Annotated in this window: 23 protein-coding genes; 8 read left to right on the top strand and 15 right to left on the bottom strand. The window is 55.3% G+C overall.

Annotation, left to right across the window (positions count from 1 at the left end; all coding sequences use genetic code 11):
• The first annotated feature begins 91 nt into the window (after window positions 1-91).
• Window positions 92-1,159 (top strand): zinc ABC transporter substrate-binding protein, encoded by a 1,068-nt coding sequence (locus EDC90_RS03740; RefSeq protein ID WP_132308685.1) that lies wholly within the window; start codon window positions 92-94, stop codon window positions 1,157-1,159.
• 92 nt (window positions 1,160-1,251) lie between these two features.
• On the opposite strand, the gene mgrA is transcribed toward EDC90_RS03740, so the two are convergent.
• The 3 genes from mgrA to EDC90_RS03725 form a co-directional block, all read right to left on the bottom strand.
• Complete coding sequence (gene mgrA / locus EDC90_RS03735) at window positions 1,252-2,304, bottom strand: L-glyceraldehyde 3-phosphate reductase (protein ID WP_132308683.1); 1,053 nt, start codon at window positions 2,302-2,304, stop codon at window positions 1,252-1,254.
• A gap of 136 nt (window positions 2,305-2,440) precedes the next feature.
• Complete coding sequence (locus EDC90_RS03730) at window positions 2,441-3,574, bottom strand: Gfo/Idh/MocA family protein (RefSeq protein ID WP_132308681.1); 1,134 nt, start codon at window positions 3,572-3,574, stop codon at window positions 2,441-2,443.
• 20 nt (window positions 3,575-3,594) lie between these two features.
• On the bottom strand, window positions 3,595-4,356 hold the full coding sequence (locus tag EDC90_RS03725; protein ID WP_132308679.1) for a sugar phosphate isomerase/epimerase family protein: 762 nt from the start codon (window positions 4,354-4,356) through the stop codon (window positions 3,595-3,597).
• Window positions 4,357-4,727: 371 nt separating this feature from the next.
• On the opposite strand from EDC90_RS03725, the gene EDC90_RS03720 reads away from it, so the two are divergent.
• Window positions 4,728-5,774, top strand: coding sequence for a LacI family transcriptional regulator (locus EDC90_RS03720; protein ID WP_245510916.1), 1,047 nt, complete (start codon window positions 4,728-4,730; stop codon window positions 5,772-5,774).
• Window positions 5,775-5,784: 10 nt separating this feature from the next.
• Here the strand turns inward: EDC90_RS03720 and EDC90_RS03715 are convergent, their stop codons facing one another.
• The 3 genes from EDC90_RS03715 to EDC90_RS03705 form a co-directional block, all read right to left on the bottom strand.
• Entirely contained in the window at window positions 5,785-6,171 is a 387-nt protein-coding gene (locus tag EDC90_RS03715) for a YbaN family protein (RefSeq protein ID WP_432419983.1), read from the bottom strand.
• Window positions 6,172-6,340: 169 nt separating this feature from the next.
• Entirely contained in the window at window positions 6,341-9,970 is a 3,630-nt protein-coding gene (locus EDC90_RS03710; RefSeq protein ID WP_132308675.1) for an AsmA family protein, read from the bottom strand.
• A gap of 219 nt (window positions 9,971-10,189) precedes the next feature.
• Complete coding sequence (locus tag EDC90_RS03705) at window positions 10,190-11,596, bottom strand: FAD-binding oxidoreductase (RefSeq protein WP_132308673.1); 1,407 nt, start codon at window positions 11,594-11,596, stop codon at window positions 10,190-10,192.
• Window positions 11,597-11,714: 118 nt separating this feature from the next.
• Between EDC90_RS03705 and EDC90_RS03700 the strand changes: the two genes are divergently transcribed.
• The 3 genes from EDC90_RS03700 to EDC90_RS03690 all read left to right on the top strand — a co-directional run bounded on the left by EDC90_RS03700 (window position 11,715) and on the right by EDC90_RS03690 (window position 14,723).
• Window positions 11,715-12,521, top strand: a complete 807-nt coding sequence (locus EDC90_RS03700) for a fructosamine kinase family protein (RefSeq protein WP_132308671.1) — start codon at window positions 11,715-11,717, stop codon at window positions 12,519-12,521.
• A gap of 99 nt (window positions 12,522-12,620) precedes the next feature.
• Complete coding sequence (locus tag EDC90_RS03695) at window positions 12,621-13,649, top strand: Gfo/Idh/MocA family protein (RefSeq protein WP_132308669.1); 1,029 nt, start codon at window positions 12,621-12,623, stop codon at window positions 13,647-13,649.
• Window positions 13,650-14,723, top strand: coding sequence for a Gfo/Idh/MocA family protein (locus tag EDC90_RS03690; protein WP_132308667.1), 1,074 nt, complete (start codon window positions 13,650-13,652; stop codon window positions 14,721-14,723). It begins immediately after the preceding gene.
• Between the two features lie 65 nt (window positions 14,724-14,788).
• On the opposite strand, the gene EDC90_RS03685 is transcribed toward EDC90_RS03690, so the two are convergent.
• Window positions 14,789-14,914: an entericidin gene (locus EDC90_RS03685; protein WP_165972721.1), complete on the bottom strand. Its 126-nt coding sequence runs from the start codon at window positions 14,912-14,914 to the stop codon at window positions 14,789-14,791.
• Window positions 14,915-15,266: 352 nt separating this feature from the next.
• Here EDC90_RS03685 and EDC90_RS03680 point away from each other — a divergent pair, with 352 nt between their 5' ends.
• Window positions 15,267-15,896, top strand: coding sequence for an exopolysaccharide biosynthesis protein (locus EDC90_RS03680; protein WP_132308664.1), 630 nt, complete (start codon window positions 15,267-15,269; stop codon window positions 15,894-15,896).
• 13 nt (window positions 15,897-15,909) lie between these two features.
• Here EDC90_RS03680 and EDC90_RS03675 read toward each other — a convergent pair whose 3' ends face one another.
• On the bottom strand, window positions 15,910-16,815 hold the full coding sequence (locus EDC90_RS03675) for a LysR family transcriptional regulator (protein ID WP_132308662.1): 906 nt from the start codon (window positions 16,813-16,815) through the stop codon (window positions 15,910-15,912).
• Between the two features lie 125 nt (window positions 16,816-16,940).
• Between EDC90_RS03675 and EDC90_RS20800 the strand changes: the two genes are divergently transcribed.
• Both EDC90_RS20800 and EDC90_RS03670 read left to right on the top strand, forming a co-directional pair.
• Window positions 16,941-17,108, top strand: coding sequence for a hypothetical protein (locus EDC90_RS20800; protein ID WP_165972718.1), 168 nt, complete (start codon window positions 16,941-16,943; stop codon window positions 17,106-17,108).
• Between the two features lie 316 nt (window positions 17,109-17,424).
• Complete coding sequence (locus EDC90_RS03670; protein WP_132308660.1) at window positions 17,425-18,447, top strand: GlxA family transcriptional regulator; 1,023 nt, start codon at window positions 17,425-17,427, stop codon at window positions 18,445-18,447.
• A gap of 40 nt (window positions 18,448-18,487) precedes the next feature.
• Here EDC90_RS03670 and EDC90_RS03665 read toward each other — a convergent pair whose 3' ends face one another.
• The 7 genes from EDC90_RS03665 to EDC90_RS03635 all read right to left on the bottom strand — a co-directional run bounded on the left by EDC90_RS03665 (window position 18,488) and on the right by EDC90_RS03635 (window position 25,680).
• On the bottom strand, window positions 18,488-19,369 hold the full coding sequence (locus EDC90_RS03665) for a 50S ribosomal protein L11 methyltransferase (protein ID WP_132308658.1): 882 nt from the start codon (window positions 19,367-19,369) through the stop codon (window positions 18,488-18,490).
• 72 nt (window positions 19,370-19,441) lie between these two features.
• Entirely contained in the window at window positions 19,442-20,041 is a 600-nt protein-coding gene (locus tag EDC90_RS03660; RefSeq protein ID WP_132308656.1) for an SCO family protein, read from the bottom strand.
• 28 nt (window positions 20,042-20,069) lie between these two features.
• Window positions 20,070-20,543, bottom strand: coding sequence for a GFA family protein (locus EDC90_RS03655; RefSeq protein WP_132308654.1), 474 nt, complete (start codon window positions 20,541-20,543; stop codon window positions 20,070-20,072).
• Window positions 20,544-20,575: 32 nt separating this feature from the next.
• Window positions 20,576-21,064: a CreA family protein gene (locus EDC90_RS03650; RefSeq protein ID WP_245510915.1), complete on the bottom strand. Its 489-nt coding sequence runs from the start codon at window positions 21,062-21,064 to the stop codon at window positions 20,576-20,578.
• An 86-nt stretch (window positions 21,065-21,150) separates the two neighbouring features.
• Window positions 21,151-23,304: an NAD-dependent DNA ligase LigA gene (ligA, locus tag EDC90_RS03645; protein ID WP_132308649.1), complete on the bottom strand. Its 2,154-nt coding sequence runs from the start codon at window positions 23,302-23,304 to the stop codon at window positions 21,151-21,153.
• 33 nt (window positions 23,305-23,337) lie between these two features.
• Window positions 23,338-24,189, bottom strand: coding sequence for an endonuclease/exonuclease/phosphatase family protein (locus EDC90_RS03640; protein WP_132308647.1), 852 nt, complete (start codon window positions 24,187-24,189; stop codon window positions 23,338-23,340).
• Between the two features lie 45 nt (window positions 24,190-24,234).
• Complete coding sequence (locus EDC90_RS03635) at window positions 24,235-25,680, bottom strand: phospholipase D-like domain-containing protein (protein ID WP_132308645.1); 1,446 nt, start codon at window positions 25,678-25,680, stop codon at window positions 24,235-24,237.
• Window positions 25,681-25,733 lie beyond the last annotated feature (53 nt).

Here is a 25,733-nt window from a genome sequence, read left to right as displayed (position 1 = left end):
GCACTCCATCTTGCGGACCTCTATCGCATACGTTATGACACCTTGCATATAATGTAATAACATTACATCATCAAGCAAGAATGAGGTTCTCATGAAAGCGTTTCGCATTTTCCTTCTGGCTTCCGCTGGTCTTGTCAGCGCCAGCGCGGCAGTTGCGCAGGAGCCGGTAAAGGTCGTGGCAACGATCAAGCCGGTTTATTCGCTGCTTTCCTCGATCACAGAAGGCACGGATACCGAGACATCTCTGTTGGTCAAGGGCGCGGCCTCACCGCATACCTATAACATGACGCCATCTGATGCACGCGCATTGCAGAACGCCAACGTTGTTTTCTGGGTCGGTCCGGCTCTGGAGCACTTCATGGAAAAACCTCTGTCAGCGCTGAGCAGTGACGCTGAGGTTGTCGCCCTGGAAGATGCGCCCGGCGTTGAGACTTTGGCTCCGCGCGAAGGCGGCGCTTTCGAAGCACATGATCACGACCATGAACATGGCGAGCACCATGACGATCACGATCATGCCCATGACGAGCACGCTCACGAAGAGCATGACGAACATGCACATGAAGACGCAGCCCATGCTGAAGATGAACATCACCACGCCGAAGAGCACGAGCACGACGAAGCCCACCACCATCATGACGGGGAAGTCGACCCGCATATGTGGCTGGACCCGGAAAATGCAAAAGCCTTTGCCGACGCTATGGCTGAAACACTGGCTGCAGCCGATCCGGACAACGCTTCGGTTTACCTTGAGAACGCCTCAAAGCTGGACGCACGACTGGACGGTCTGACTACACAGATCAAAGGTCAGTTGGCTGATATCGATGCCAAGCCATACATCGTGTTCCACGATGCCTACCATTACTATGGCAACCGCTTTGGCGTTGAAGCATCAGGCTCGATTACTGTGAACCCGGAAGCTCCGCCGAGCGCGGCGCGCATTCGCGAGATCCAGGATAAAATCCAGGAATTGAATGTTGCCTGCGTATTCTCTGAACCGCAGTTTCCGCCGAAAGTCATCAATGCTGTCATCGAAGGAACCGATACCCGCGTTGGCACGCTTGACCCGATTGGCGCAGGTCTCGAAGACGGTTCCGATCTTTATTTCCAGCTTCTGGAAAACCTGACCGGCAACCTGACAGATTGCTTTGCCGCCGACTGATTGAAGGCCGCCGTCCGCATGATCGCGGAGGGCAGCTGTCTGTTTGATATGACACCCGCAAAGGCCTGAGGCTTTTGCGGGTGTCTTAATTCTTACTTCTTGTTGCGGGCAGGACCTTTGCGCTCGGCTGATTTCGCCCAGATATTGATGTTTGCATCTTTGGCGTATTTATCGATCTCAGCCAGTTCAGCATTGGTGAAGTCGGGATGATCGAGTGCCGCCACACAATCCGTCACCTGCTCAGGGCGGCTTGCACCAATCAGAGCCGTCGTCACGCGTCCCCGGCGCAAAACCCATGCAAGCGCCATCTGAGCTAGTGTCTGCCCCCGGCGTTCGGCAATGGCATTAAGCCCTCGGATATGATCCAGCGTCTCTTCATCGAGGAAATTCGTTTGCAATGATTTGCCCTGTGCGGCGCGACTTTGTTCAGGCACGCCGTTCAGATATTTCGATGTCAGCATACCCTGAGCAAGTGGTGAAAACACAATCGAACCGAGCCCCAGCTCTTCCAGCGTGTCCAGCAGACCATCATCTTCAACCCAGCGGTTGATCATAGAATAGCTGGGCTGGTGGATAACGAATGGCGTCTTCAGTTCTTTTAAGATCGCATAAGCCTCACGCGTGCGCTGGGAATTGTAGGACGAAATTCCCACATACAACGCCCTTCCCGACCGCACGATATGATCCAGCGCCAGCATGGTTTCCTCCAGCGGCGTATCAGGATCGAACCGGTGTGAGTAGAAGATATCGACGTAATCCAGACCCATGCGTTTGAGGCTCTGATCACATGATGCAATCAGATATTTGCGGCTGCCCCACTCGCCATAAGGGCCGGGCCACATATCATACCCTGCCTTGGACGAGATAATGAGCTGATCACGCAGCCCGGCAAATTCGTTCTTCAAGATGGATCCGAACGCGATTTCAGCGCTTCCGGGCGGCGGCCCGTAATTGTTGGCCAGATCAAAGTGTGTGATGCCCTGATCGAAAGCAGTCTGGCAGATATCAACCTTACGCTGTCGCTCAGTGTCATCGCCGAAGTTATGCCAGAGCCCCAGTGAGATTGCCGGCAATTTCAACCCGGACTGGCCACACCGATTGTATTTCATGGTGTCGTAACGTTTTTCAGACGGTCTCCACGTCATTTCATTCATCCTAACAGTTCAGTTTTAAACAATAATCCGGCTCCGCAATTCACCAACCAGAGACAAAGGCCGGAAAGATTTCCCGGACCTGTCCCGTTGACATCCAATACAGCGTGCACGGGCTGAATACCTTGCGTCAACGCAAGAGTGAAGCTGCGGCGTCAGCATCAAGCGCCTCAGCTTGCGTACAAGTGGTTGATAACTCGACAAACTCGCCGGTTTCACCTGACGTCAGAATACCAACCATGACATCAACACCGTGAAGCGCCCTTTCCAGAGAACACCGCGGCTCACGCCCTTCGATCAACGCCAGCGCCATATCTGCAAGACCTGCCGTTCGATAATTGGCCCGTCCGCCCTTTTCAAAATCCTGATTGGCAATGCTGAACGGATGCTCCCATTCATCCAGCGGGGCGACAGAACCATCACGACCGGCTGCCTCCACTCTGCCGCCAAAGAAGTTCGGGTCCGGCAGGAACAAAGAGCCTTCCGTGCCGTAAAGTTCCATATTCGCGTGGCGATGCGCCCACACGTCCCAGCTGGCGGACAGGGTGATGCTGGCGCCATTTTCAAAAGCCAGCAACGCATGAATATCGGTGGGCGTTCTAACCGGGATCGTCTCACCTTTTCGCGGAACGCTGGTGATAAGACGCGTCTCTGTTGCCTTCGATGTCAGTGCTGCGACCCTTTTAACTGGCCCGATCAGATTGATCAGATTGGCAATGTAATACGGTCCGAGGTCGAGGATCGGCCCGCCTCCGGGCAGAAAGAAAAAATCCGGGTTCGGATGCCACATCTCCATTCCGTGGCTCATCACATGGCATGTCCCGGAGGTCACCCTGCCAATGCTCCCCTGATCGATAAAACGGCGCGCCAGCTGATGTGCACCCCCCAGAAATGTATCCGGCGCACAGCCTACTGTCAGATCACCGGCGTCAGCGATCTGCTTGAGCGCTTTGCCTTCATCAAGCGACAAAACAAGCGGCTTTTCGGAATAGACGTGCTTTCCTGCTTCCAGAATTCGCTTCGACATTTCGAAATGTGCGGCCGGGATCGTCAGGTTCACGATCACATCAACGTCATCATTGGCAAGAAGCGCTTCAACACTTTGAGCCGTTACACCGAACTCCTGCGCTTTGGCTTCTGCCGCTTCCGGGTTGATGTCCGCACAGGCCAGGATTTTCAGCCCCTTGAAAAGCGGCGCCAGCTTAAAATAAGTTTCAGAAATATTGCCGCATCCCAGGATGCCGACCCCAAGTTCCTTTGTCATATCCCCTCCCGAGAGGTGCTTCAGAAAGTCTGGAAAGATGCAATCGAGCGCTCGATGAAGCGGTCAATGTCATTCGGATTATCGTGCTCAACCACATAGTGTCGGATCGGCATCGACTTCAGCACTTTCATCAGGCCGCGCCAGTCCACGGTCCCACGCCCGACATCGGCCCAGCCATCTTCGTCTTCATTTTCACCAGCTTCAGCAATATCCTTCACGTGAACAGAAGTGATACGCTCCTTGAAATACTCCACCCAGAAATAAGCGTCACCGCCGCCACGAATGACCCAGGCAAGATCCGCTTCCCAGGCCAGTGAAGGGCCACCTTGAAAAATGTGGCGGATCGGCGCTGTTCCGTCAGGCAGCGCCTGAAACTCGAAATCGTGGTTATGCCAGCCGAAGGTGAGACCGGCCGCACGGAAAGGCGCTCCGGCTTTTTCCAGACGCTGACCAAATTCATGCCAGCCCTTCGCAGTATCCGGGCGTTGTTCAGCAGGCAAAAACGGGCAGAAGATGCTGTCCATTTTGAGCGCCGAAGCGATGCTCAGCACCTTATCTGTATCGTTTTCGAGTGTGGCCAAACCAAAATGGCCGGTCGGCATGCTGAGCCCAATATCGTCCAGATCATGAGCCAGCCGTCTCAGCCCAGCCTCATCCAGATCATCGTAGAGTGCGCCATAGCCCTCAACCTCGCCATATCCGGCGACGGCGAGTTTTTGAAAAACGCTCGAGAACGGCTGAAAATTCCGTGCGCTGAAAAGCTGAAATCCTAGTTTTGTCATATCTTCCTCCCACCCTTTTGAGCCTGCCGGAGACCTCCATCTGCGCTTTCAAAATGCCTCTTCAGGCAGGATCGATCGCAATTCTCTTACAGGCAACTTCAAGCAATAAAAGGCTTCCTGACGAGTTTTACAACTCCCCATCGCCGATAAATTCAGTACCGATATGTCGAACAGAGTTTTTTCTCGACAAGCGATCCGCAACGTTTCAGAATATTGAACAGGGTGGATCGGTTAAATTGGGGTCGGCTGGCAGCAACGATCAGGCACGGGCCTGACCTGTATGCGGCAACCTGTGATTTTCGTTTTTTGCACGAACATGCCAGAACATTTATACGCAGCCGAATCGATTTACCCCGGAGGAGGAAGACAGTTTGAGGCAACCCAGACCAGGATCCGGGGCAGATCCGCGACAGGAAGAACCGCGCGGTCGCCCGACACTGAAAACCATCGCGTATATGACTGGCCTCGGGGTCACAACCGTCTCGCGTGCCCTCAAAGACGCGCCCGACATCGCGGAGCAGACCAAGGAGCGCGTGCGCCTTGTCGCCAAACAGCTTGGCTATATGCCTAACCGCGCGGGGGTACGTCTGCGCACCGGCAAAACGAATGTGATTGCCCTGCTTTTATCCGTGGATGAAGAAATTATGGGCATGACCAGCCAGATGATTTTCGGAATCTCCGACGAACTTGCAGGAACGCCTTATCACCTCGTGCTGATGCCTCAGCCGCCGGGTGCAGATCCGATGACCGCGGTACGCTATGTGCTGGATACCGGCTCTGCTGACGGTATCATCATCTCCCGCATTGCCCCCGATGACGCCCGTATACGATTTCTGCTGGATCGCAATTTTCCGTTTGCAGCACATGGCCGCATGGAAACCTGTACGGATTTTCCGTTTCATGATTTCGATAACGAGGCTTACGGCTACGAGGCCGTCGAACGGCTTTTCCAGCAAGGCCGGAAGAGGATTGCCGCGCTGCAACCGCCCGGTCACCTGACCTATTACCGCTACTTCCGCAACGGTTTCGAAAAGGGACTACGCGCTTTCAAAGCTGAAGAAATACCGCTCACCTCGGTCAGCACGGACTCCTCGCTGGCCGATATCCGCGAGCGCCTGAGCGGGATGCTTGGCGCCCCGGACAAGCCGGACGGCATTGTCGCCTGTTCAGGCGGCAGCGCTGTTTCAATCCTTGCTGCAATCCGGGCTGCCGGGCTGACACTTGGCAATGAAATTGATCTCGTTGCCAAACAGCCCGCTGACTTTCTGAACTGGATCAATCCGGCAATCATCACAATGAGCGAAGATTTCCGGCAGGCTGGCAGAGAGCTTGCAAGAGCGGTACTGGAGCGGATCAACGATCCCACCTCCCCGCCTCACCACAGCATCAGCAAGCCGGACTGGCGGAAACAAGACTGAAACGCGTGATTTATGTGTTGTCGCGCACGAGCACGGGGGCTGGCAACGGGCGGGTCACCACATAAGCAGCGCATGACAAGAGGATCACACCGATTGTCGCCTGAAGCCAGGGGCCAACCGGGCTGAAAACAAGCACGGAAATGAAACTTGCCGCCATGGCGGAAACAGCCATCAGTTTGGCCGGTAGCGAAATCGCGCCTTCTTGCCGCCACGCAACGAGCGATGGGCCGAAGTGCGGATGGTTCATCAGCCGGGCTTCCAGAGCAGGCGAAGAACGCGCAAAGGCTGCCGCAGCAACCAGAAGGAACGGCACTGTCGGGACGACAGGCAGGATGGCTCCGATCACCCCAAAGGCAACCATTATCCAGCCAGCGGCAAGATATAACAAGCGCTTCAAACCAACCACTCCAAGCTTTCAGACCGGGACAAAATAGACAAATTGCACACCGTTTCCAATATCTTGTTCATCTTATGTAAACAAAGACGGGCATTTTTGAGGCTGACCGGCCCTCAGCCGGCTTTTCGGGCAAAACAACTGATTACGCGATATAAAAAGCTATAAGCCATCACTGCATTTCAGCAGGCTGCCCGATCTCTGGCATGCTTTTCAAGATGCTCTCGATCAGGGCATCGCCGCCACTGGCACCATTGACTGCCTGCTCATCTGTCTGATGATTTTCGTCTTCCAGGCGCCTGCGTTCGGCCTCTTCCCGCTCTCGCTCAAGCTGCCGTTCGCTTTCACGGTAGCGATAGAGTGCAGACTCGCGCCGCAGCCTCTGTTTCTCCAGAATATCGGCCTGAAGCCGCTCAACGCGTGCCCGCTCCCGCTCCACAGCACGCAAAGCCAGATAATTGTTCATTTCGGTAAGATCGAGACTGCGCTCGGGATCTGCAAGCGGGCCGTTAAAACCAATGGTGAAGCCCGCACTCGAGCCGATGCCATCCTCGTCTTCAAGCTTCAGCGTCGCCTGAAGAGTGGCTTCGCTCTCGAGCGTTGAAAGTTCGGTACTGGCCGCGCCATAAAAGCTGGCCTGCGGCAGATCGACGAGAATGTTACGGGCCTGAAAGCGGCCATCAGAAATGCTGAAGGGAACACCAACATCACCAACCGACAGATCCGCGTTCTGGAAAATCAAGCTCGGCAGCTTTTCGGCGATCACGGCATTGTCGATATCGGTGCCCTGATCGTTGGCCCAATCCAGCAATTCATCACCGAATGACAGATTGAGACCGTGTACCTTAAGGTCTGTTAGGTTGAGCATGCCGGAACCGCTGGCGCGGGAAACAAGACCGGCAGGCGTCCTTGCCGTTGTCTCCAGAACCAGGCCGAGATCAAAACGCCCTTCAGCGACGGGCTCCCCCCCAGATGACCATTGCCCCTCAGGCAATGTGGCAGCCGTTAAATTAAGAGAGCTTTGAAAGTATCCATCGCCATCCGTATTTCCAAAGCGCATATTGCCGGTCAGTTTTCCGTCCAGCCAGCGCCCGGCCAGTTCGTTCAGCGCTAGTGCACCACCGCGCAACTCGACCATTCCGCTCATCCCGCTCACCGGATCGAAAAGCCCGGTATCAAACTGACCGGCCTGAACATCGATGTCAGCCTCGGCGGTATCAAAATAGGCCGAGCCGAAAGGCGTTTCAGAAAGACCGTTCTCGCTGTCGTCAAAGCCCGGACCAAAAACACTTTCCATCAGCCATGCAAGGTCAAGATGGTCGAGAGAAAGCACCCCATTCAGCCGCGGGACAGGCTCACCTCTTAACCAGTTCAGACGCCCGGAAACAGCATTATCGTCGAGGCGCCCCTCAATTCGCGAAACAGCAAAACTCGCAGGTGAAACATCAAGCGCGGCATTCAGCTTAACCGGTAATCCAAAAGCAGTGCCGGGCACCGCCAACGCGTTCATTGCCAGATACGGCTCGATATCCGGGCTGGACAGTGAAACATCGTAGTGGCCATCAAGGAAACCGGCGGCAGACAATCGGCCCTTGCCTTCGGCCGTAAAGCGCGTGTCTCCGCTGTTTGCCCTCAAGGAAACCGAGGTTTCAGGATCGCCGCTCTGCTTTTCCAGTGACAGGGAAAGCTGCCCCCCGGCCGGCGCCGGGATCGGTAGTGGCGAGAGTCCCGCCTGACCGAAAACGATCGCAGCATCCGGATTGGAAATCTGCAACTGTCCGCTCAGTTCAGAGGAGGCACTCATTCCACCAAGGCTGAAGGAGCCGGTAAGCCTGCTATCATTGGCCGAGCCGCGGAAAACCAATGATCCACCGCCATTATTGTCGAATGCGAGATCGCCGGTTACGTCAGTGTTGCGAAACCACATGGCGTTTCGATCCAGCATGGCAAGAACCGGATGCGCCGGAACATGCTGCTGCAGCATAGCCACAAAACCGGAAATACCCTCTGCTGAAATCCCGACCTTCAACGAGCCGGATAACGCGCCGGAGGCTGAAGGGCTACCCTGACCGGATGCGGTCAGCTTCGCTCCGGCCAGATCGCCCACAGACAGATGCTCGACAGAAAGCGCTCCGCGATTAAAGGTGACAGCCGCGTCAACATCATCCGCCGAGATGCCAAAAGCATTGAGCGTGTCTGCTTTCAGTTCTGCAGAGATTTCATGGTTTGCCAGCGCACCATCAAGATCATCCCCCACCATCAGTGCGGCAAGCGCTTTCAAGGTCGCGTAGTCGATGACATTGCCCTGAAGATCCAGTTCCATAGCCGGTGAACGCCCTGCCCCGCCGGTCAGAAGGAGCGAGCCATCCAGCACCCCTTCGCCCGCAACGATCTGAAGGTTGCTAAATTGCTGCTCATCACGTGTAAGCCTCACGTCAGCAGAGAATCCGGCACGTGTCAGATCACGTATTTCCGGCCCGACCTTGCCGGTCAGCCATTTCGAAAGCCCTGTTGGCTGACGGGAGGCGACCAGAAGCGAGCCGGAAAAGCCGACATCATTGCTGTTGGAAAAGTCCAGCCGGCCTAAAGCCTCGACCTGTGTCCGCCCCGGCAAGACAGCCGATCCGCTGTTGATCTGCCAGCCATCTCCATCCGGCTCGGCATCCAGAACCACGTCACGTATCGTCGTGTCACCGGCCACCAGGGCAGGCAGCCGGAAGGTGACCTGTCCCGGCATTTGCGGAATTGGCAAACCACGGAGAAAGCCTGTCAGCATATCAAGCCGCTGACGTGCGCTTTCTGCTGAGACACGGCCTTTCTTCGTATCGATCGCATATTCCGAAAGACGCTCGACATTAAACTGCTGACCATTCGCCGTCAGCAGAAAAGTTCCACCGGGACGCGTGTCAAAACTGGCCTCACCGGAAATCACATAGGGGTCAGCGCGTGTCCCAATCTCAAGCCGGTATTCGGGAATGCCAAAACGCTCATTGGTCATTTCAAAGCGGCCGGTTGATCGCGGCGGCGGAATACGGTTGGCACCATCTTCTGCCACATCAGACGCGAGCATCCGAAACCGAAAATCACCGGTATAGACCGGCTTTTCATCATTCAGGGCGACATCGCCCTCCAGCGTAGAAGCGACCGGCCATTCTGTCGGCTCAAGGTTTATGCGCAAACGCATACTGCCGGTGGCCGCATCCGGCTGCCCGGTCAGAACCGAAAACCGCCCCGGATGTCCATCCAGTGCCGCTTCGCCATCGACGCGCCAAGGGCCTTTGATTGAACCGGCAGCAAGCGAAGCATTGAGATCGGCAATGGAATGCTCGCGGCCACTGGCGCTGTCCAAAAGGCGCACAGTACCGTCGTTGATCGTCACATCCTCAAACACCACTTTCCGGGGCTGAAAGGCGGCATTGCCTGTGCGTGTCCAGTCAAGCGCGCCGCTTTCATCAAGCGTGAGATTTAAGACAGGCTGATCCAGCGCCATTTTGAAAATACGGATTTCTCCGCTGAGCAAAGGCGCAAGCTCGGCATCCATAGAGAAAGCGCTGGCAACGGCAAGCGCATCACCATTGCGGCTCTGACCGACGCGCACATCGTGCATCGTGACAGATGGAAAAGGCAGAATACGCACATCAACATTGCCAATCACCTCAACCTTTTTGCCGAGGACACGGCTCGCCTGTGTCTCAAACTCCTGGCGAAAATGGCTCCAGTCGATAAAGTAAGGAACCAGCAAAGCCGCAAAGAGGACCAGAACCAGCAGCCCACCGAAAAATACAAGTATCCGTCCCAGCACTCCAGAGCCCTTCCGGTCATTACAGGGTCAATGTCAGCAATTATAACCGGCAATCGTGTCGCGTGACATCCGCGCGTGCGATTTCTTTTGAGGTCGCAGCCGCTTCAGGCTCGTCTTCTCACGCAAGTGCGGTCAAAACTGACAATCCCGACCTATCAAGCATTTCAGGCACGAGAGGTAAAGGTGGCACACACCGGCGCCACCATTGTTTGGTTCGTATCAGTCAAAAACTTTTCCGGGATTGAAGATGTTGTCAGGATCAAGTGCTTTCTTGATGGCACGCATCACGCCGATGCTGCCCCCCATTTCAACCGCGACCAGCCTCTTTTTACCCTGACCAACACCATGCTCACCCGTGCAGGTGCCCCCCATGGCAAGGGCTCGCTCTGCCAGCCGCGTGGTAAAATCTTCAACACGGGCAATTTCTTCGGGGCTTTTGTCATTAAACAGGAGCAGAACATGAAAATTGCCATCACCGGCATGACCAACGATCGGGGCAAGAAAACTTTCTTTTTCAATATCTTTTTGCGTTTCATTCACGCACTCTGCAAGTCTGGAGATCGGCACACAGACATCAGTCGAAAGCGATCCGAGTTCCGGCGCAAGCGCACGGCCGGCCCAGTAAGCGCTGTGCCGCGCCTTCCACAGGCGATTGCGCTCCTCAGCGTTTGCAGTCCATGTAAAATCCTTGCCGCCACATTCCCGGGCAATCTCTCCGAACATTTCAGACTGCATGGCAACCGAATCCTCAGTCCCATGAAACTCCACCAGCAACAGCGGTGTTTCTGCGAATGACAGATTGGAATAAGCATTGCAGGCTTTCACCTGCATGGCATCAAGCAGCTCAATGCGCGCGACCGGAATGCCCATCTGAATCGTCATGATGACGGCATTGCAGGCCTCCTCAAGGGTCTCGAAAGAGCAGACCCCGCCCGCGATTTTCTCCGGAATACCGGCAAGACGCAGCGTCACGGACGTGATGATGCCGAGCGTACCTTCTGCACCGACGAAAAGACGTGTCAGATCATAACCGGCGGACGATTTTCTGGCACGGCCAGCCGTGGTGATCTCCTCGCCATCTGCGGTGACGGCGGTGACCGACAGCACCACGTCCTTCATCGTGCCGTAGCGAACGGCGTTGGTGCCGGATGCCCGCGTGGAGGCCATGCCACCGATCGAGGCGTTGGCACCCGGATCAATCGGGAAGAACAGGCCGGTGTCGCGCAGATAGTCGTTCAGCTGCTCGCGTGTCACGCCCGGCTCGACCCGGCAATCCAGATCTTCTGCGTTGACTTCCAGCACCTGATCCATGCGCGAAACATCGATCGAGATTCCGCCTTCCGGGGCATTCACCTGACCTTCAAGCGAAGAACCGGTTCCAAAGGGAATCACCGGCACCTTGTATTCAGCACAGACTTTCACAGCCTGCTTCACATCCTCGGCATTTTCAGCAAAGAATACTCCGTCAGGCAGCTGCGCAGGCAGATAGGTCGTGGAATGGGCATGCTGTTCGCGGAACGCTTCCCCGGTCTGAACCTTTTCACCAAACTGCTGCTTCAGGATCGCGATTGCCTTTTGTGTCGATTCAGCGTCGCGCGGCTGCGTCCTGACATCGTCAATTGCCAATGGTTGCACTCCCTTGTGATTTTGCCCTAGCTTTCAGGTGCCGTTGAGAAGAGCCTGTGTATGCGACGATTGCAGCGCTCTGTCCAGAGCCCGAAAACGAGGGATTTTGAGGTATATTATGGACAATCTGTCAGAAAAAATTGCCGTTCTTCTGGGCGCCGAGGCGGTCAAGCTGACCTATTTTGCCAGCGGCGACCTCTCCTCACTTTACCGGGTAGACGCAGGCGATGGACGCGACCTCATTGCCAAGGGCGGACCGGCCCCTCTGGCCGAGGCCGATATGCTGCAAAGGATCAAAGCGGCAGGGGCACCTGCACCACCGGTCATCGCGGTCAGCGAAGAGGTCATGATTATCGGGTTTGTTGAAGGGCATAGCGGCTTTTCCGGCGCTGATGCCGATCTCGGCACCGTACTCAGGGCCTTACACAGTGCGCATGGCCATTCTTATGGTTTTGACCGGGACTATGCATTCGGCAAGGTGACCATCCCCAACACGCCCGCGTCCTCATGGATCGCGTTCTGGCGGGAAAACCGGCTGCTCAACAACCTCCCCTTCGTCGAAACCGATATTGCAAAGCGGCTGGAAAACCTTGCAGGCCGGCTGAATGAGATCATCCCGGATCAGCCTCCCGCATCACTTATCCACGGCGATCTTTGGTCCGGCAATGTAATGTCTGAAAACGGACGTATAACAGCACTGATCGATCCGGCGAGCTATTATGGCGATGCAGAAGTTGATCTGGCGATGCTCAATCTCTTTGGCCGTTTGTCTCCTGCATTCTTCGAAAACTATCGACCCATTGCCGATGGTTTTCGCGCACGTCAGGCAGTCTACAGCCTGTGGCCGGCTCTTGTTCACCTGAGGCTGTTTGGAAGCGGATACCGGGGCATGGTCGAAGGTTTTCTGGATCGCACCGGCAGCTAATACAATGCAGGTTGATCCGGCGCAAAACAAAGCGACTTTCGGTCTCGATATATTCGAATATGCTTTTCCAGAGAGAGTTGATTCCCGAGAAGGATTGCAGTGACCAACTTGCGCATGGCCGTTATCGGCCTCAATCACAACCACATCTACGGACAGGTTCGCCTGCTGATGGATGCGGGTGTCAGACTTGCGGGATTTTTCGCCAGAGAAGATCACCTGGCCGACGCTTTCAGGCAAACCTATCCGGATACGCCGCGCGCTGATGTTGCCGAAAGACTTCTTGATGACCCTTCTATCGACCTGATCGTCAGTGCCGCCATTCCGAATGAGCGCACGGATATTGCGATTTCTGCGATGCGCCGTGGCAAAGACGTCTTGCTCGACAAGCCAGCGGCAACAACACTGGAACAGCTAAAACGCCTGCGAACCGTTCAGACTGAAACCGGTCGCATTCTCTCAGTTTACTTCGGCGAGCGCCTGCAAAGCCGCTGCTCGATCAAGGCAGGACAGCTGATCGAGAGCGGAGCAATCGGTAAAGTCCTGCATATCACCGGCATGGGGCCGCACCGTCTGCGCAGAAAAACGCGGGATCCCTGGTTTTTCCGTCGCACGGCATATGGCGGCATTCTTGTCGATCTGGCATGCCATCAGTGCGAGCAGTTTCTCCATTTTTCCGGGCAAACCGACGCCGAAGTTCTTTCCGCCAGCGTTGCCAACAAGGCCAATCCGCACGATTGCGAATTGCAGGACTATGGCGATATACACTTGCGCTCTGGCATCACAACCGGCTATCTGCGTGTCGACTGGATGACACCGGAAGGTCTGCCCGTCTGGGGCGATGGCCGGATGTTTATTGTCGGCAGTGAAGGGACAATCGAATTGCGCAAGCTGATCGATGTCGAAGGGCGCGCCGGAAAAGACCATCTTTTTCTCGTGGATCGGGAGGCCACGCGATATATTGATTGCAGCGAAGTTCCTCTCACCTACGGCAACGCTTTGGTTTCGGATATTCTGAACCGAAGCGAAACGGCAATGCCGCAGGAACGCTGTTTCAAGGCCACGGAGCTTGCGCTCAGAGCGCAGAACATGGCCGAACAGCTGGACGCTACCACATTTCAGGATGACTAAATGACAAGAAAGCTGAAAGTCGCCGTGACAGGTCTCGGAATTGGGCGCAGTCACATCGAAGATGGCTTCCACGCCAATTCCGAGCTTTTTGAAGTCGCCGCGATCTGCGACCGCAATAAAGAGCGGCTTCAATCGACAGGCGATGCTTTCGGTATTGAGCGCCGCGAACAGGACTTCGAGGCTTTGCTCGCCATGGACGATATCGACATTATCGATATTTGCACCCCGCCGGGCACCCATCGCGATATGATACTTGCCGCGCTGAAGGCCGGTAAACATGTCATTTGCGAGAAGCCGCTGGTTGGCTCACTGGCTGATATCGACATGCTTCTGGAAGCAGAATCCCGTTCGACCACTCACGTCATGCCTATCATGCAGTACCGCTACAATGATGGTGTCCAGAAGGCCAAGCATATCATCGATTCAGGCATTGCCGGTAAGCCTTACATCGCCACATGCGAAGTTCACTGGCACCGGGACGCCGCATATTATGAGCGCGAATGGCGGCGAACATGGGAAGGTGCCCTTGGCGGCACGCTCATGAACCACGCCATCCATCTCAATGATCTTCTGTTTTATCTTCTGGGACCGGCGCGCTCCCTGTTCGCCCGTATGGCCACCCGCGTTAACCCCATTGAGGTGGAAGACTGCGCCAGCATAAGTCTCGATATGAAATGCGGTGCGCTAGCCACCATATCCGCCACAACCGGTTCCATTGAGCAGCTGAGCCGGCTTCGCCTCTGCTTTGAGAATGTAACATTTGAAAGCGACCGCACGCCCTATAACCCCGGCGGCGAGCCATGGAAAGTCGTACCGGCGAATGACGATATTGCTGCGCGGATCGATGCTGCCCTGAAGAATTTCACACCGCCGCCGGCCCGCTTTGCCGGCCAGATGCGCGAGTTTCATAAAGCCATCTGCAATAAGACACCATTGCCTCTGACGCTTGCCGATGCGCGCCAGAGCCTTGATTTTGCGACAGCATGCTATTGGTCAGCCAAGACATACAGCGCCGTCGCGCTGCCGGTTATGGCGGATCATCCGTTTTATAATGGCTGGCAGAACGCATTCTGAACAAAAAAGCCCGGGCATTTCATGTCCCGGGCGCTTCTGATTTTCATTGAAATGCAATGGATATTTTATTGCGCGGCGTTATCGATCGAACGCCCTGCATCCTGTGTCGCATCAATCGCGTTCGCAGTATCCTGCCCCATACCTTCGATCGTATTGCCGCAGGATGTAACAGCGGCACCAAGACCGAACATAAAAATAATAGCGAGAAGTTTTCTCTTCAGCATTGAATACTCCTGATCTTTCGTTTTCAGGCAATCAACGCGACAGCGATGGTTTGGTTCCCTTTTCTCATATCGCTGGCATTCGCCTGAAGCCATGGCGGCACGAAGATCACCCAAATCAAACCTGCTTGATGCTTCACTGGTTTTCACACGAAACCCACAGTCTTTTCAGGCTTTGCGCACAGTCTTTCCACATATTTATCCACAGGCTTTCCACAGCCGGAAGCACTTTCCAGGACCTTTCCATGTTCTGCCTCTGCCCCTACATGGAAGCCTGGTACATATTGTTATGATCAAACAAGGCGCGAGGGCCTCAGTGAACATGGAAAATCCGCACGACGGATTGTCGGGCGCTCAAATCCAGAGCGAAAGTCTTTCATCCGTTTTAAGCCGCCTCACACCGGGCGCAGACGGGCGCATCAGCCTCAATCAGCTTGATGAATTGCTCGCAGACCGGTCATTTGGTGCATTTCTCGTGGTCTTTGCGCTTCCCAATCTGATTCCGCTGCCACCGGGTGCAACACTGATCCTCGGTTTGCCGCTCATAATGGTCTCATGGCAAATGCTGGCGTCACGCTACAACAGGATCTGGCTGCCAAAGCGGCTCGCCAACCTCTCTGCCGACGGTGCGCGCGCGATGAAGCTTCTGGAGCAAATCCTTCCCTGGCTCGAGCGGATTGAGGCCGCAATCAAACCAAGAGCATGGTTTCTCACCACCCGGCGCTCAGAGCGGGTTTTGGGCGCGTTCTCAGTGGTCCTGTCGATTGTGGTTTTTATCCCGATCCCATTTGGAAACTGGCTACCGGCACTTGCTCTTGCCATTATCGGTCTGTCGCTGACCGAGCGGGATGGCTATGGCATCGTCGTCGGAATGCTGCTGGGCGTCGTCGCGATCATCGTTGCCGCCATGGTTGTTCTGGCAGCTGGCGCATTGCTGGCATTTCTTTTGTGAAACTGCCTCTCGATCAGGCGACCCGGCTATGCACCTCAACCGAGCGATAAGAATTCCTGATCGCGTCTGCCACAGCATCAATCAGCTCGCCGCCCTGCGTGGAAAACATCAGCCGCACATCATAATAGCCGAGATCAGGCAGGCCCTGGCTTTCACCAAGCACTTCCATATCATCAGTTACGTAATACGCGCCCATTGGTGCCACTGCGAGATCTGCGAGGACAGCTGCGCGCTGAACCAGGGTTGTTGCGCTCAGATAGGCTACGCGGTAGCGTTTACCAGCAGCCGAAAGGCGAGCCACCGCTTCATTGCGCCAGGCACACGTACTTTCCCACATGGACACCGGTACCGGGTCTTTGAGATAAGCGGTTCCGCCACGCGCACCGACCCAGACAAGCTTTTCATGCAAAATGCGTTCTGAGGGAAATTCATCTGAAAAATCTGACGGTGCATTTAGTATCGTCAGGTCAAGCTTCTGAGCGCGCAGCCGCTTTTCAAGCGATCGGCTGCGGTCAACTGTGACGTCAACCATAACGCCGGGAAAGGCTGCCGAGAATTGCTTGAGGACGGTGGGAAGAATGCGTTCTCCCACATCGTCAGTTGCCCCAAGACGAACAACGCCATGCATCTCCGGGTGCCGGAACCGCGACATTGCCTCGTTAGAAAGTGCCAGCATTCGCCGGGCATAGGCCAGAAGCGTTTCGCCGCTGTCGGTCAAAACCACAGAGCGCGCATCACGAACGAAAAGCGAAACACCCAATTGCTCTTCAAGCCGTTTGATCTGCATCGAAACAGCCGAAGGCGTTCTGAACACGACCTCAGCAGCTGCCGAAAAACTACCGGATTCAGCAATTGCAACAAAGGTTCTGAGGATATCATTATCCAGAACCGGTAATGGGGTCTGCAAAAGGCCGACCATAATCACCCCCCTTATGTTCAATTATTTTGACTTATACACTAATATCATTTCGTTTGATTGAATGTCAAAGATGTCTCATCCTTTCTCCATCAACGCAAATGCACAGAAGAAGCACGGAGAAAGAAATGACCCTGTTTACCCTCCTTCATCATTTTATCGCCCCCATCACCTCGCTCTTTTCAACACCCTCCGGACATACCCGAAGGTCTGAGCACGATCGTAATGGAGCTGCGGTTCCGCCACATCTGCGTCAGGATATTTTTTCCGATGACAGATTCTGGCGGCAGGACTGATGAAGAAGAAAAGCAAGTATGGTGCGCTCAAATAGGTCAACGGGCGCACCATAACACTCAGCAGATTGACGTGTTTTTGCTGCGGTGCAGCAAAAGAAACATAAGAAATACGTCACTTGTTTATTGTCAATTCGGCAACACTTGCGATCTCGACGGCCCTAAGTCCGGCACAAAATTGCCAAAGTGCAGGAACACGCTCTTCCCCGACGCTATTGTCTATGTCAGTGTCGTAAACAGACAATTGGCATACCGATTTCTTGAAGAAATTAAATTTTCGGTCTTCGGCTACGGCTTCAACTTAGGCGGTGCATGCGCAATGGTGAGATCATTCGTCTTCTACTTGATACCCGGTTTCTCCCTGCTCCCGTTCGTGGGCGCGATCGAGAGTTTGCGCATTGCCAACAGAATGCTTGGGATCGACGCATATCGCTGGCGTGTTGCCTCTGACTTCGGCGGCAAGGTTTTCTCTTCAAGCGGCATTGCCATAGAAAGTGAAAGCTCTCTGACGGAAGAGCGTCGTGCACTGATGGGTGAGAACCGCCCTGACCTCGTCTTCATCTGCTCCGGTGTCAATGTCGAAGACTATGACAATAAGTCCTTCAACGCGTGGCTGCGTGAGCTGAACAACCGTGGTTGTGGCATTGGCAGCATGTGCACAGCGGCGGAGCTTCTGGCGCGTGCCGGACTTTTGAAAGGCAAACGCTGTGCGATCCACTGGGAAAATCTTCCTGGATTTTCGGAAACCTGGCCGGAGATTGATGCGCATGCCGATCTCTTTGAAGTCGACCGGAACATCTACACCAGTGCAGGCGGAACCGCTTCGCTCGATATAATGCTCTGGCTGATTGGCCGCGAGTTTGGCGATGGGCTTGTCAGCGCCATCTGTGAACAGGCGCTGACAGACCGTGTTCGTCCGTCTTCCGAACGCCAGCGCCTGCCGCTAAAAGCCCGCCTCGGCGTTCAAAACGGCAAGGTTTTGCAAATTATCGAGCTGATGGAAGCGAATCTGGCTGAGCCACTGTCACTGATTGAAATTGCAGGCGCTGTCGGGCTGTCACGACGGCAGATCGAGCGGTTATTCCGGCAGGAAATGGGCCGGTCGCCAGCACGGTATTATCTCGAAATCCGGCTTGACCGTGCCCGCCGCCTTCTGGCCCAGTCGGCGATGCCTGTTGTCGACGTCGCGGTCGCCTGCGGCTTTGTGTCAGCCTCACATTTTTCCAAGTGCTACCGTGAGATTTATCACTGTTCGCCGCAGCAGGAGCGCGTCCAAAGAAAGCAGGAACGCAGCATCATTCACGAAGAAGAGGCCGGGATCAGGCTTGCGCTCCAAAACTGAAACGCATGTGCCGGTTCACGCCATTCGGCTTCTCACCGCATCAGCGTTTCAAGAGAAGAGTGACCCAGCCATCGCGCCACACGGTGTGAACGTGGCACAGCCCTTGCGCATTATAGGCGGCAAGCACTTTATAGCGCTGCTCGGCGAGAATGCCTGACAGAATAACAGTTCCGCCCGCAGCCAATGTGTTTTTAAGCCCCGGCGCCAGCTTCATCAGCGGACGGGCGAGGATATTGGCAATGATCAGATCGAACGGGCCGTAAAGCTTGAATGCGCTATGGTGGAAACCCGGCGCTGTCACAAAGTCGATGCCGCCGACAATGTCGTTGCGTCGTGCATTCCAGCGCGCAACGCGCACGGCGACCGGATCAATATCCGTCGCCAGCACCGGGATATGACGGAGTTTGCGCACTGCCATCGCCAGAACACCGGTTCCCGTGCCCAGATCAAGCGCATTCAGCGGCTTTGATGATTTCAAGACCGCATCGATCATTTCCAGACACCCCATCGTCGTGCCGTGGTGACCGGTTCCGAAAGCCTGTCCGGCATCGATTTCTATAGCGAGATCTCCGGGGCGCACCTTGTCGCCATCATGCGAGCCGTGAACCAGAAACCGCCCGGCCCGGACGGGTTTAAGACCTTCCAGAGATTTCGCGATCCAGTCGATCTCCGGGATCACTTCCTTCTCGACCGACGGAGTCTGATCAGGAAACAAGCCTTCAAGAACACCGGCGAAAACGCCACTCAAAATGTCCTCTTCGCTCTCATCCAGATAAACTGAAGCCTCCCAGACATTCGCCTTTTCATCGATTTCCATGGTCGCCAGCGCGTAAGGTGCCTCTCCGAGCATCTCCGAAAGCCCGTTCAGGACCAGGCCTGCGCCAGTCTCATTGGTGGTCACGAAAAGACGAATCTGGCTCAACTGTTTACCCTCGCTTGGTTATCTTCCTACAAGCGAATAAGTGCCCCGGCAGATGAAAGCAAGACTTTGCCGTCAGCCTTTGATGAGGTTTTCCAGCTTTTGAACCGCAGTATCCGGGTTTTCGCTATAGGCAATCGTCCCCTTTAAGACGCCGCCATCATTGAGCAGAAAAACAGCCGCATTGTGATCCATGGTATAATCACCATCCGGCTCATTTGGATCGAGCGGGACTTTTTTATAATAGATACCAAAGCCGTCGATCATAGCGTGAACCTTGTCCGGATCGCCCGAGATACCAACGATGCGGTCCGAAACATTGGAAAGATACTGATGCATGATTTCGGGTGTATCGCGCTCCGGATCGACCGTGACCCAATAAGCATTGATCTTGTCGCCGTCCGGATCCACCTGATGAAGCCATCCGTTCAGTTCATAAAGCGTGGTCGGGCAAACTTCAGGGCAATGCGTAAAACCGAAAAACAACGCTGTCGGCTTTTCGCGCAGTGCCGCTTCGGTAATTTCGCTGCCGTCTCCGGCAGTCAAGGCGAACTCAGGCCCGAGAGGAATTTCCATCATCTCCTTGTTGGTTTGTCCGATCTCATAGACAAGCCAGATGATCGCAGCGCAGATCACCACCACAGATGCCCACAAAACCCGCCGGAATGTTTTCATTTTCTATAACCTGCTCATGCGTCGGAAATCATGTTTCGAGAAGCCCGTGTTTGCGATGCCAGTCTTCCAGCGACAGATCCGGATAGCCGTCAAAATGGACGTGCCCCTCACCTTCGGGTACATCTACCCACGACGCCTTTGAGGCAAGCATGATATGCACGGTTTCCGGCGGTACTGGCAACGGTGTATCGACTGCAGAGGCAACCGGGTGCACGAGCTCCGGCCAGCGCGGGTCGTAAAGGTAAAGCGCACTACCGCAGACGCCACAGAAGTGCCGTTCTGCCTCGCTTTCGCCGTCATGCATCCGGGCGTGATAAAATCTCTTGTGCTCGGCCCCTGAAACGTCAAGCGAGGCAGCATCTCCCCCGATATTGATCGCGTACCCACCGCCTCCGCCTGTTTTACGGCATATGCTGCAATAGCAGCGCTGGTAGGGATAAGGTGTTCTGCTTTCTACCGAAAAATGCACTTTGCCACACTGGCAACTTGCCTCCAGTCTCATCGATCATGCTCCTCCTGCTTCGTCAGCACGTCTCATGGCGCACCGTTTTCCCACACCACATCCTGACCGTAAAGCGGAACAGTGGACATCGACATCTTGGCCGAGCCTTCCGTAATTTCCCGCGTATGCGCCAGATAGATCAGCGTTTCGTTTGCCTGGTCATAGACACGATCAATCACAAGCTGCTTGAAGATCAGCGAGCGGCCTTCCTTGAAGACCTCCTCGCCGCCTGCATCAAGTTCGATATCGCCAATTCTGATGGGGCCTGTCTGGCGGCAGGCAATTGAGGAATTTGAAGGATCCTCGAACCAGTTGCCTTTGGAAAGGCGATCAATCATCGACCGATCGAAATAGGAGATATGGCAGGTGACACCTTCCACTTCCGGATCATGCAAAGCTTCGATCACAATGTCGTTGCCGACCCAGTCAACACCGATTTCGCCCACCTCCTCGGCATTCGCAAGCGAAGTGCCAGCCAGTATAGCGCTTCCGACAAGAGCTGAGAGATTATAACCGCGCATTCGTGACCTCCGAGGATGAAAGCAGTTCATCCGAAGATAAGAACCGACAGAACCAAAACAAGCGAAAAACGGATAACAATGCCAGCTCAACCGCCAACCAGCGCCAGCCACGCATCCTCATCCATCGTCTGAACGCCAAGCTCTTCCGCCTTTTTCAGCTTCGAGCCAGCGCCCGGACCAGCCACCACAATATCTGTCTTTTTCGAAACAGAGCCGGAGACCTTTGCGCCGAGACTTTCGGCTTTGGCCTTGGCTTCGTCACGGGTCATCTTTTCGAGAGAGCCGGTGAAAACAACCGTCTTGCCCGCGACGGGGCTACTGGTGTCAACGCGCTGTTTATCGTCCAGCGGCGTCACTTCTTCCAGCAAACGGGATATGACGTCGGTGTTCTGCTCTTCTGCGAAGAAATCAACAATAGTGCGCGCGACCACACTTCCAACGCCGTCGATGTTATTGAGGTCGTCCCAGACCTCGCCGCGCCCCTCGGCAGCCGCCTGCATCGCCGCCTCAAAGGTCGTATAAGAGCCATAGGAGCGCGCCAGAAGCTTTGCCGTGGTTTCTCCGACATGACGGATACCGAGTGCGAAAATAAAGCGGTGAAGCGGCATTTCGCGACGATCATTGATCGACCGGAACAGATTGGCGACGGATGTCCGTCCCCAGCCATTAAAATTTTCAAGACTGGTCAGCGCCTCAGCCTGCCGACGCTCCAGCGTAAAAATGTCCGGCGCGGTGCGGATCGAGAGCGCTGCATCCTCGTGTTCAAAGAAGAAATCGACCTGTTTGGCCCCCAGCCCTTCAATATCGAAGGCATTGCGGGAGACGAAATGCTTCAGATGCTCAACAGCCTGTGCCCGGCATGAAAATCCGGCAGTGCAACGCCGAACAGCGTCGACCTTGCCTGTCTTCTCGTTGATATCGCGCACAGCATGGGCACCACATACCGGGCAATGGTGCGGAAACGCATAAGCGACAGCATCATCTGGCCGACGTTCCGGCAATATATCAACGATTTGCGGAATCACGTCACCGGCACGCTGAACAATCACATAATCGCCAACACGGATATCGCGCCCCTCTCGGATCAGCTCCCCGCTGGAACCTTTTCCGGCAATATAATCTTCGTTGTGCAGGGTCGCATTAGTCACCACAACGCCACCGACCGTGATCGGTTCAAGCCTTGCAACGGGGGTCAGCGCGCCTGTGCGCCCCACCTGAATGTCAATAGCCGTCAGTCGCGTGACCGCCTGCTCAGCAGGGAATTTATGCGCTGTCGCCCAACGCGGGGAACGGGAACGGAAGCCAAGGCGGGCCTGAAGATCCAGCCGGTCAACCTTGTAGACGACACCGTCAATATCATAATCGAGATCACCGCGCTGCACCCCGATTTCCCGGTAATGCGCGATCAGATCACCCACAGCGTAAAGGCGCTTCATCAGTGGATTGACCGGAAAGCCCCAACGTTCAAATGTCTCAACCATGCCCATCTGCGTATCGGCAGGCATCGCAGACATTTCCCCCCAGGCATATGCGAAAAACTTCAGCCTGCGTGTTTCCGTCACTTTCGGATCAAGCTGCCGCAAGGAGCCGGAAGCCGTGTTGCGCGGGTTCACATAGGTCCTCTCACCCGCCTCGGACAAGGCTGAATTCAGAGCCGCAAAATCGCTCTTCGCCATATAGATTTCGCCCCGGACCTCAACGACATCGGGCGCATCGTCAGGAAGACGATTCGGTATTTCACCGATGGTGCGGACATTCGCCGTCACATTCTCGCCAGTGGCACCGTCACCGCGCGTCGCACCACTGACCAGTACGCGGTTTTCATACCGCAAAGACATAGACAGCCCGTCGATCTTCGGCTCTGCCGTAAAGGCGATCGACTGATCCGGCAGCTGCCCCAGAAACCGGTAAACCGAGCCGATAAAATCCTGAACATCCTCATCGGAAAACACATTTCCGAGTGAAAGCATGGGCACGGTGTGCGTAATCTGCGCAAAAGCCTCAGAAGGCGTCGCACCAACCCTTCGCGAAGGGCTGTCCTCGCGAACGAGATCGGGAAAACGCGCTTCTATGGCGTCATTGCGCTGCTTTAGTGCATCATATTCAGCATCGGAGATTTCCGGTGCATCCTTGCCATGATAGGCGGCATCGTGTCTGGCAATTTCTCCGGCCAGAAACGCAAGTTCGGCCTTCGCCTCATTGCCGGTCAGATCGTTGACTGCTTTCTTCTCGTCCGCCATGGCCGCATTCCCTCGCTGATTTCGCGATTTTTCTTAAGCGTCGGGTTCCTCTGCGGCAAGCCCTTCCGGCGTGTCTCCACCCGCAATCAGTGCCGCCGGGTTCAAAAGTGCAGTCAGCGGAAGGTGATCCGACGCCACACGGGCAAGCGGCGAATCATGGGCAGCAAGATCAACAACCAGATCTTCCCGATTGGCGATAATCCTGTCGAGCGCCAGAACCGGCCAGCGGGCGGGAAAACTTGCGCGAGCGGGCGGCAATGCACCGAAGGCTTGTTCAAACCGCGTCAGCGCCGAGCCCTGCCCCAGCCGCCACTCGTTCATATCGCCCATGATCAGGGTTGGCTGATCTTCGCGGCGGCCAAGAAGGCTCAGTATATGATCGGCCTGCTGACGGCGCGCCCAGCGCAAGAGGCCCAGATGCACAGCGACGACCTGCAGCGAAAGGCCGCTATTGAGCGCAATTTCTGTCAGCAAAGCCCCTCTGGGCTCCAGACCGGGAAGCTGTTCGCGATGGATGTCGCGCACAGCACCGTCACGAAACAGAAGGACATTGCCATGCCAGCCATGTGCCCGCTCGCTGGCATGAACAGGCACAGCCACAAGTCCGGTCTCGGCCTCGAGACGGTGAAGATCCAGAAGCCCGGTCCGCTCACCAAAGCGCGTATCGGCCTCCTGAAGCGCGATCAGATCCGATTCCACCTCACGGATCACTTCAAAGACACGATCAGGATCGAATTTCCCATCCACACCAACGCATTTATGAACATTGTAAGTCGCGACACGCAGCCCATCGCCTTCCAGGCGCACCGCTGCATCCGGCCTCTTCCCGTTTTCACGTAAAGAACGCAGAAATGCATTAGCAAGGGGTGATTTTGGAGGTTTCATGCGCTTTAGCCGTCATTGTGATGGTTTAGGACAGGGTAAAAGGCTTCACAGATAAGGCAGGCCCAGCCACAGGATGCGGTCCCTGAGGCGGAAAATAAAGGGGCGTTTTCTCAGGCTTTCCAGTGTAACAGCCTCACTATTGGTCAGCGACGGCGCGATACGGGCTTCCAGCTCGGCTGCAAACGCCTCATCGAAGACTTCAAGATCAGTCTCGAAATTCAGTCTGAGGGAGCGTGAATCCATATTGGATGATCCAAGATAGGACCATTTTCCATCGATAGTCATCAGCTTGGAATGGTTGAATGGTCCCCGGTCTCTGAAAATCTTGCTGCCATCGCGAATGATTTCCGAAAACTGCGCTGTCATGGCCCGGTCAACCATGCCGAGATTGTTCTTTCCCGGTACGATGATTTTCACATCGACCCCGCGTCGCGCTGCAGTCGCAAGTGCCGAAACAAGATCGCGGTCGGGCAGGAAGTAAGGAGACATGATCGTCACCCGCTCTTCTGCCACAGACAGCGCGCCGATAATCATCTTGTTGTTATTCCCGAGATGACGATCAGGTCCCGAAGGCACAACACGCGCCACCACGCCGTCGCCGGGGGCCGCCGGGTCATTGATGTCCCAGGCATCGCCATCCAGCGCTTCACCGGTTTCAAAAAACCAGTCCGCAGCTGCGACAGAAAGATAGTCGGCGACGGCGGCACCTTTCAGCTCGAAATGCGTGTCATGCGCGGCATCGGGGCCGGTAAAGGCCGCGCGAATATTCATACCACCGGCAAATGCTGTCTCGCCATCGACCACCAGAATTTTCCGATGGGTTCTGAGGTTGGCGTAAGGCAGCCGCATACGCAGCAGCACCGCGCCATTAAACGTTGCGACCCGAATACCTCTTTCACGCAAGAGACCTGTGATGCGCGGCCGCGAATATCGCGCACCGATGGAATCAACCAGCACCCGGACTTCAACGCCACGTTTCACAGCGTTGGCCAGGCTCTCAACGAATTTGCGGCCAATGGTGTCTGAATCAAAGATATAGGTTTCAAGAATGATGGAGCGCTCAGCATTATCAATAGCCGAAAGCATCGCGGCATAGGCTTCATCTCCCGTGGTCAACAGGCGTATCCGGTTCCCCGCAGTTGCCGGAAGCCCTGTTACGGTTTCCCCCAGCGTCCACAAAGCGGCCAAGCGCGTACCAAAGTCATCGACAATTTTACTGCGTCCGACCTGATGGCTCTGCTCTTCGAAGGCAACCTGATCCTGAAGCGCATCGCGCTTCTCACGCACGGAGGCTCGTCGCATCCGGTTGATCCCGGCCACGGCATAGATCGCCGCGCCAAGGATGGGCGAGAGCATGATAATGCCGACCCAGCCGATCGCTGCGCGCACCTCATCCTTCGTCATCGCAGCGTGGATTGCCGCAGTCGCTCCGAGGATGAATGAAATCGCGGCCAGAATATGCGGCCAGTAGTGCTCCAGAAAGACTTCCATAAAGAATCCGTCAGTTCGGCGTTTCAGGTGTTGAAAGCTTATAGTGATGCAAT

The sequence above is a fragment of the Martelella mediterranea genome, assembly GCF_004342225.1.
Lineage (GTDB): Bacteria > Pseudomonadota > Alphaproteobacteria > Rhizobiales > Rhizobiaceae > Martelella > Martelella mediterranea_B.
This window is presented reverse-complemented; position numbering and strand designations above follow the sequence as displayed.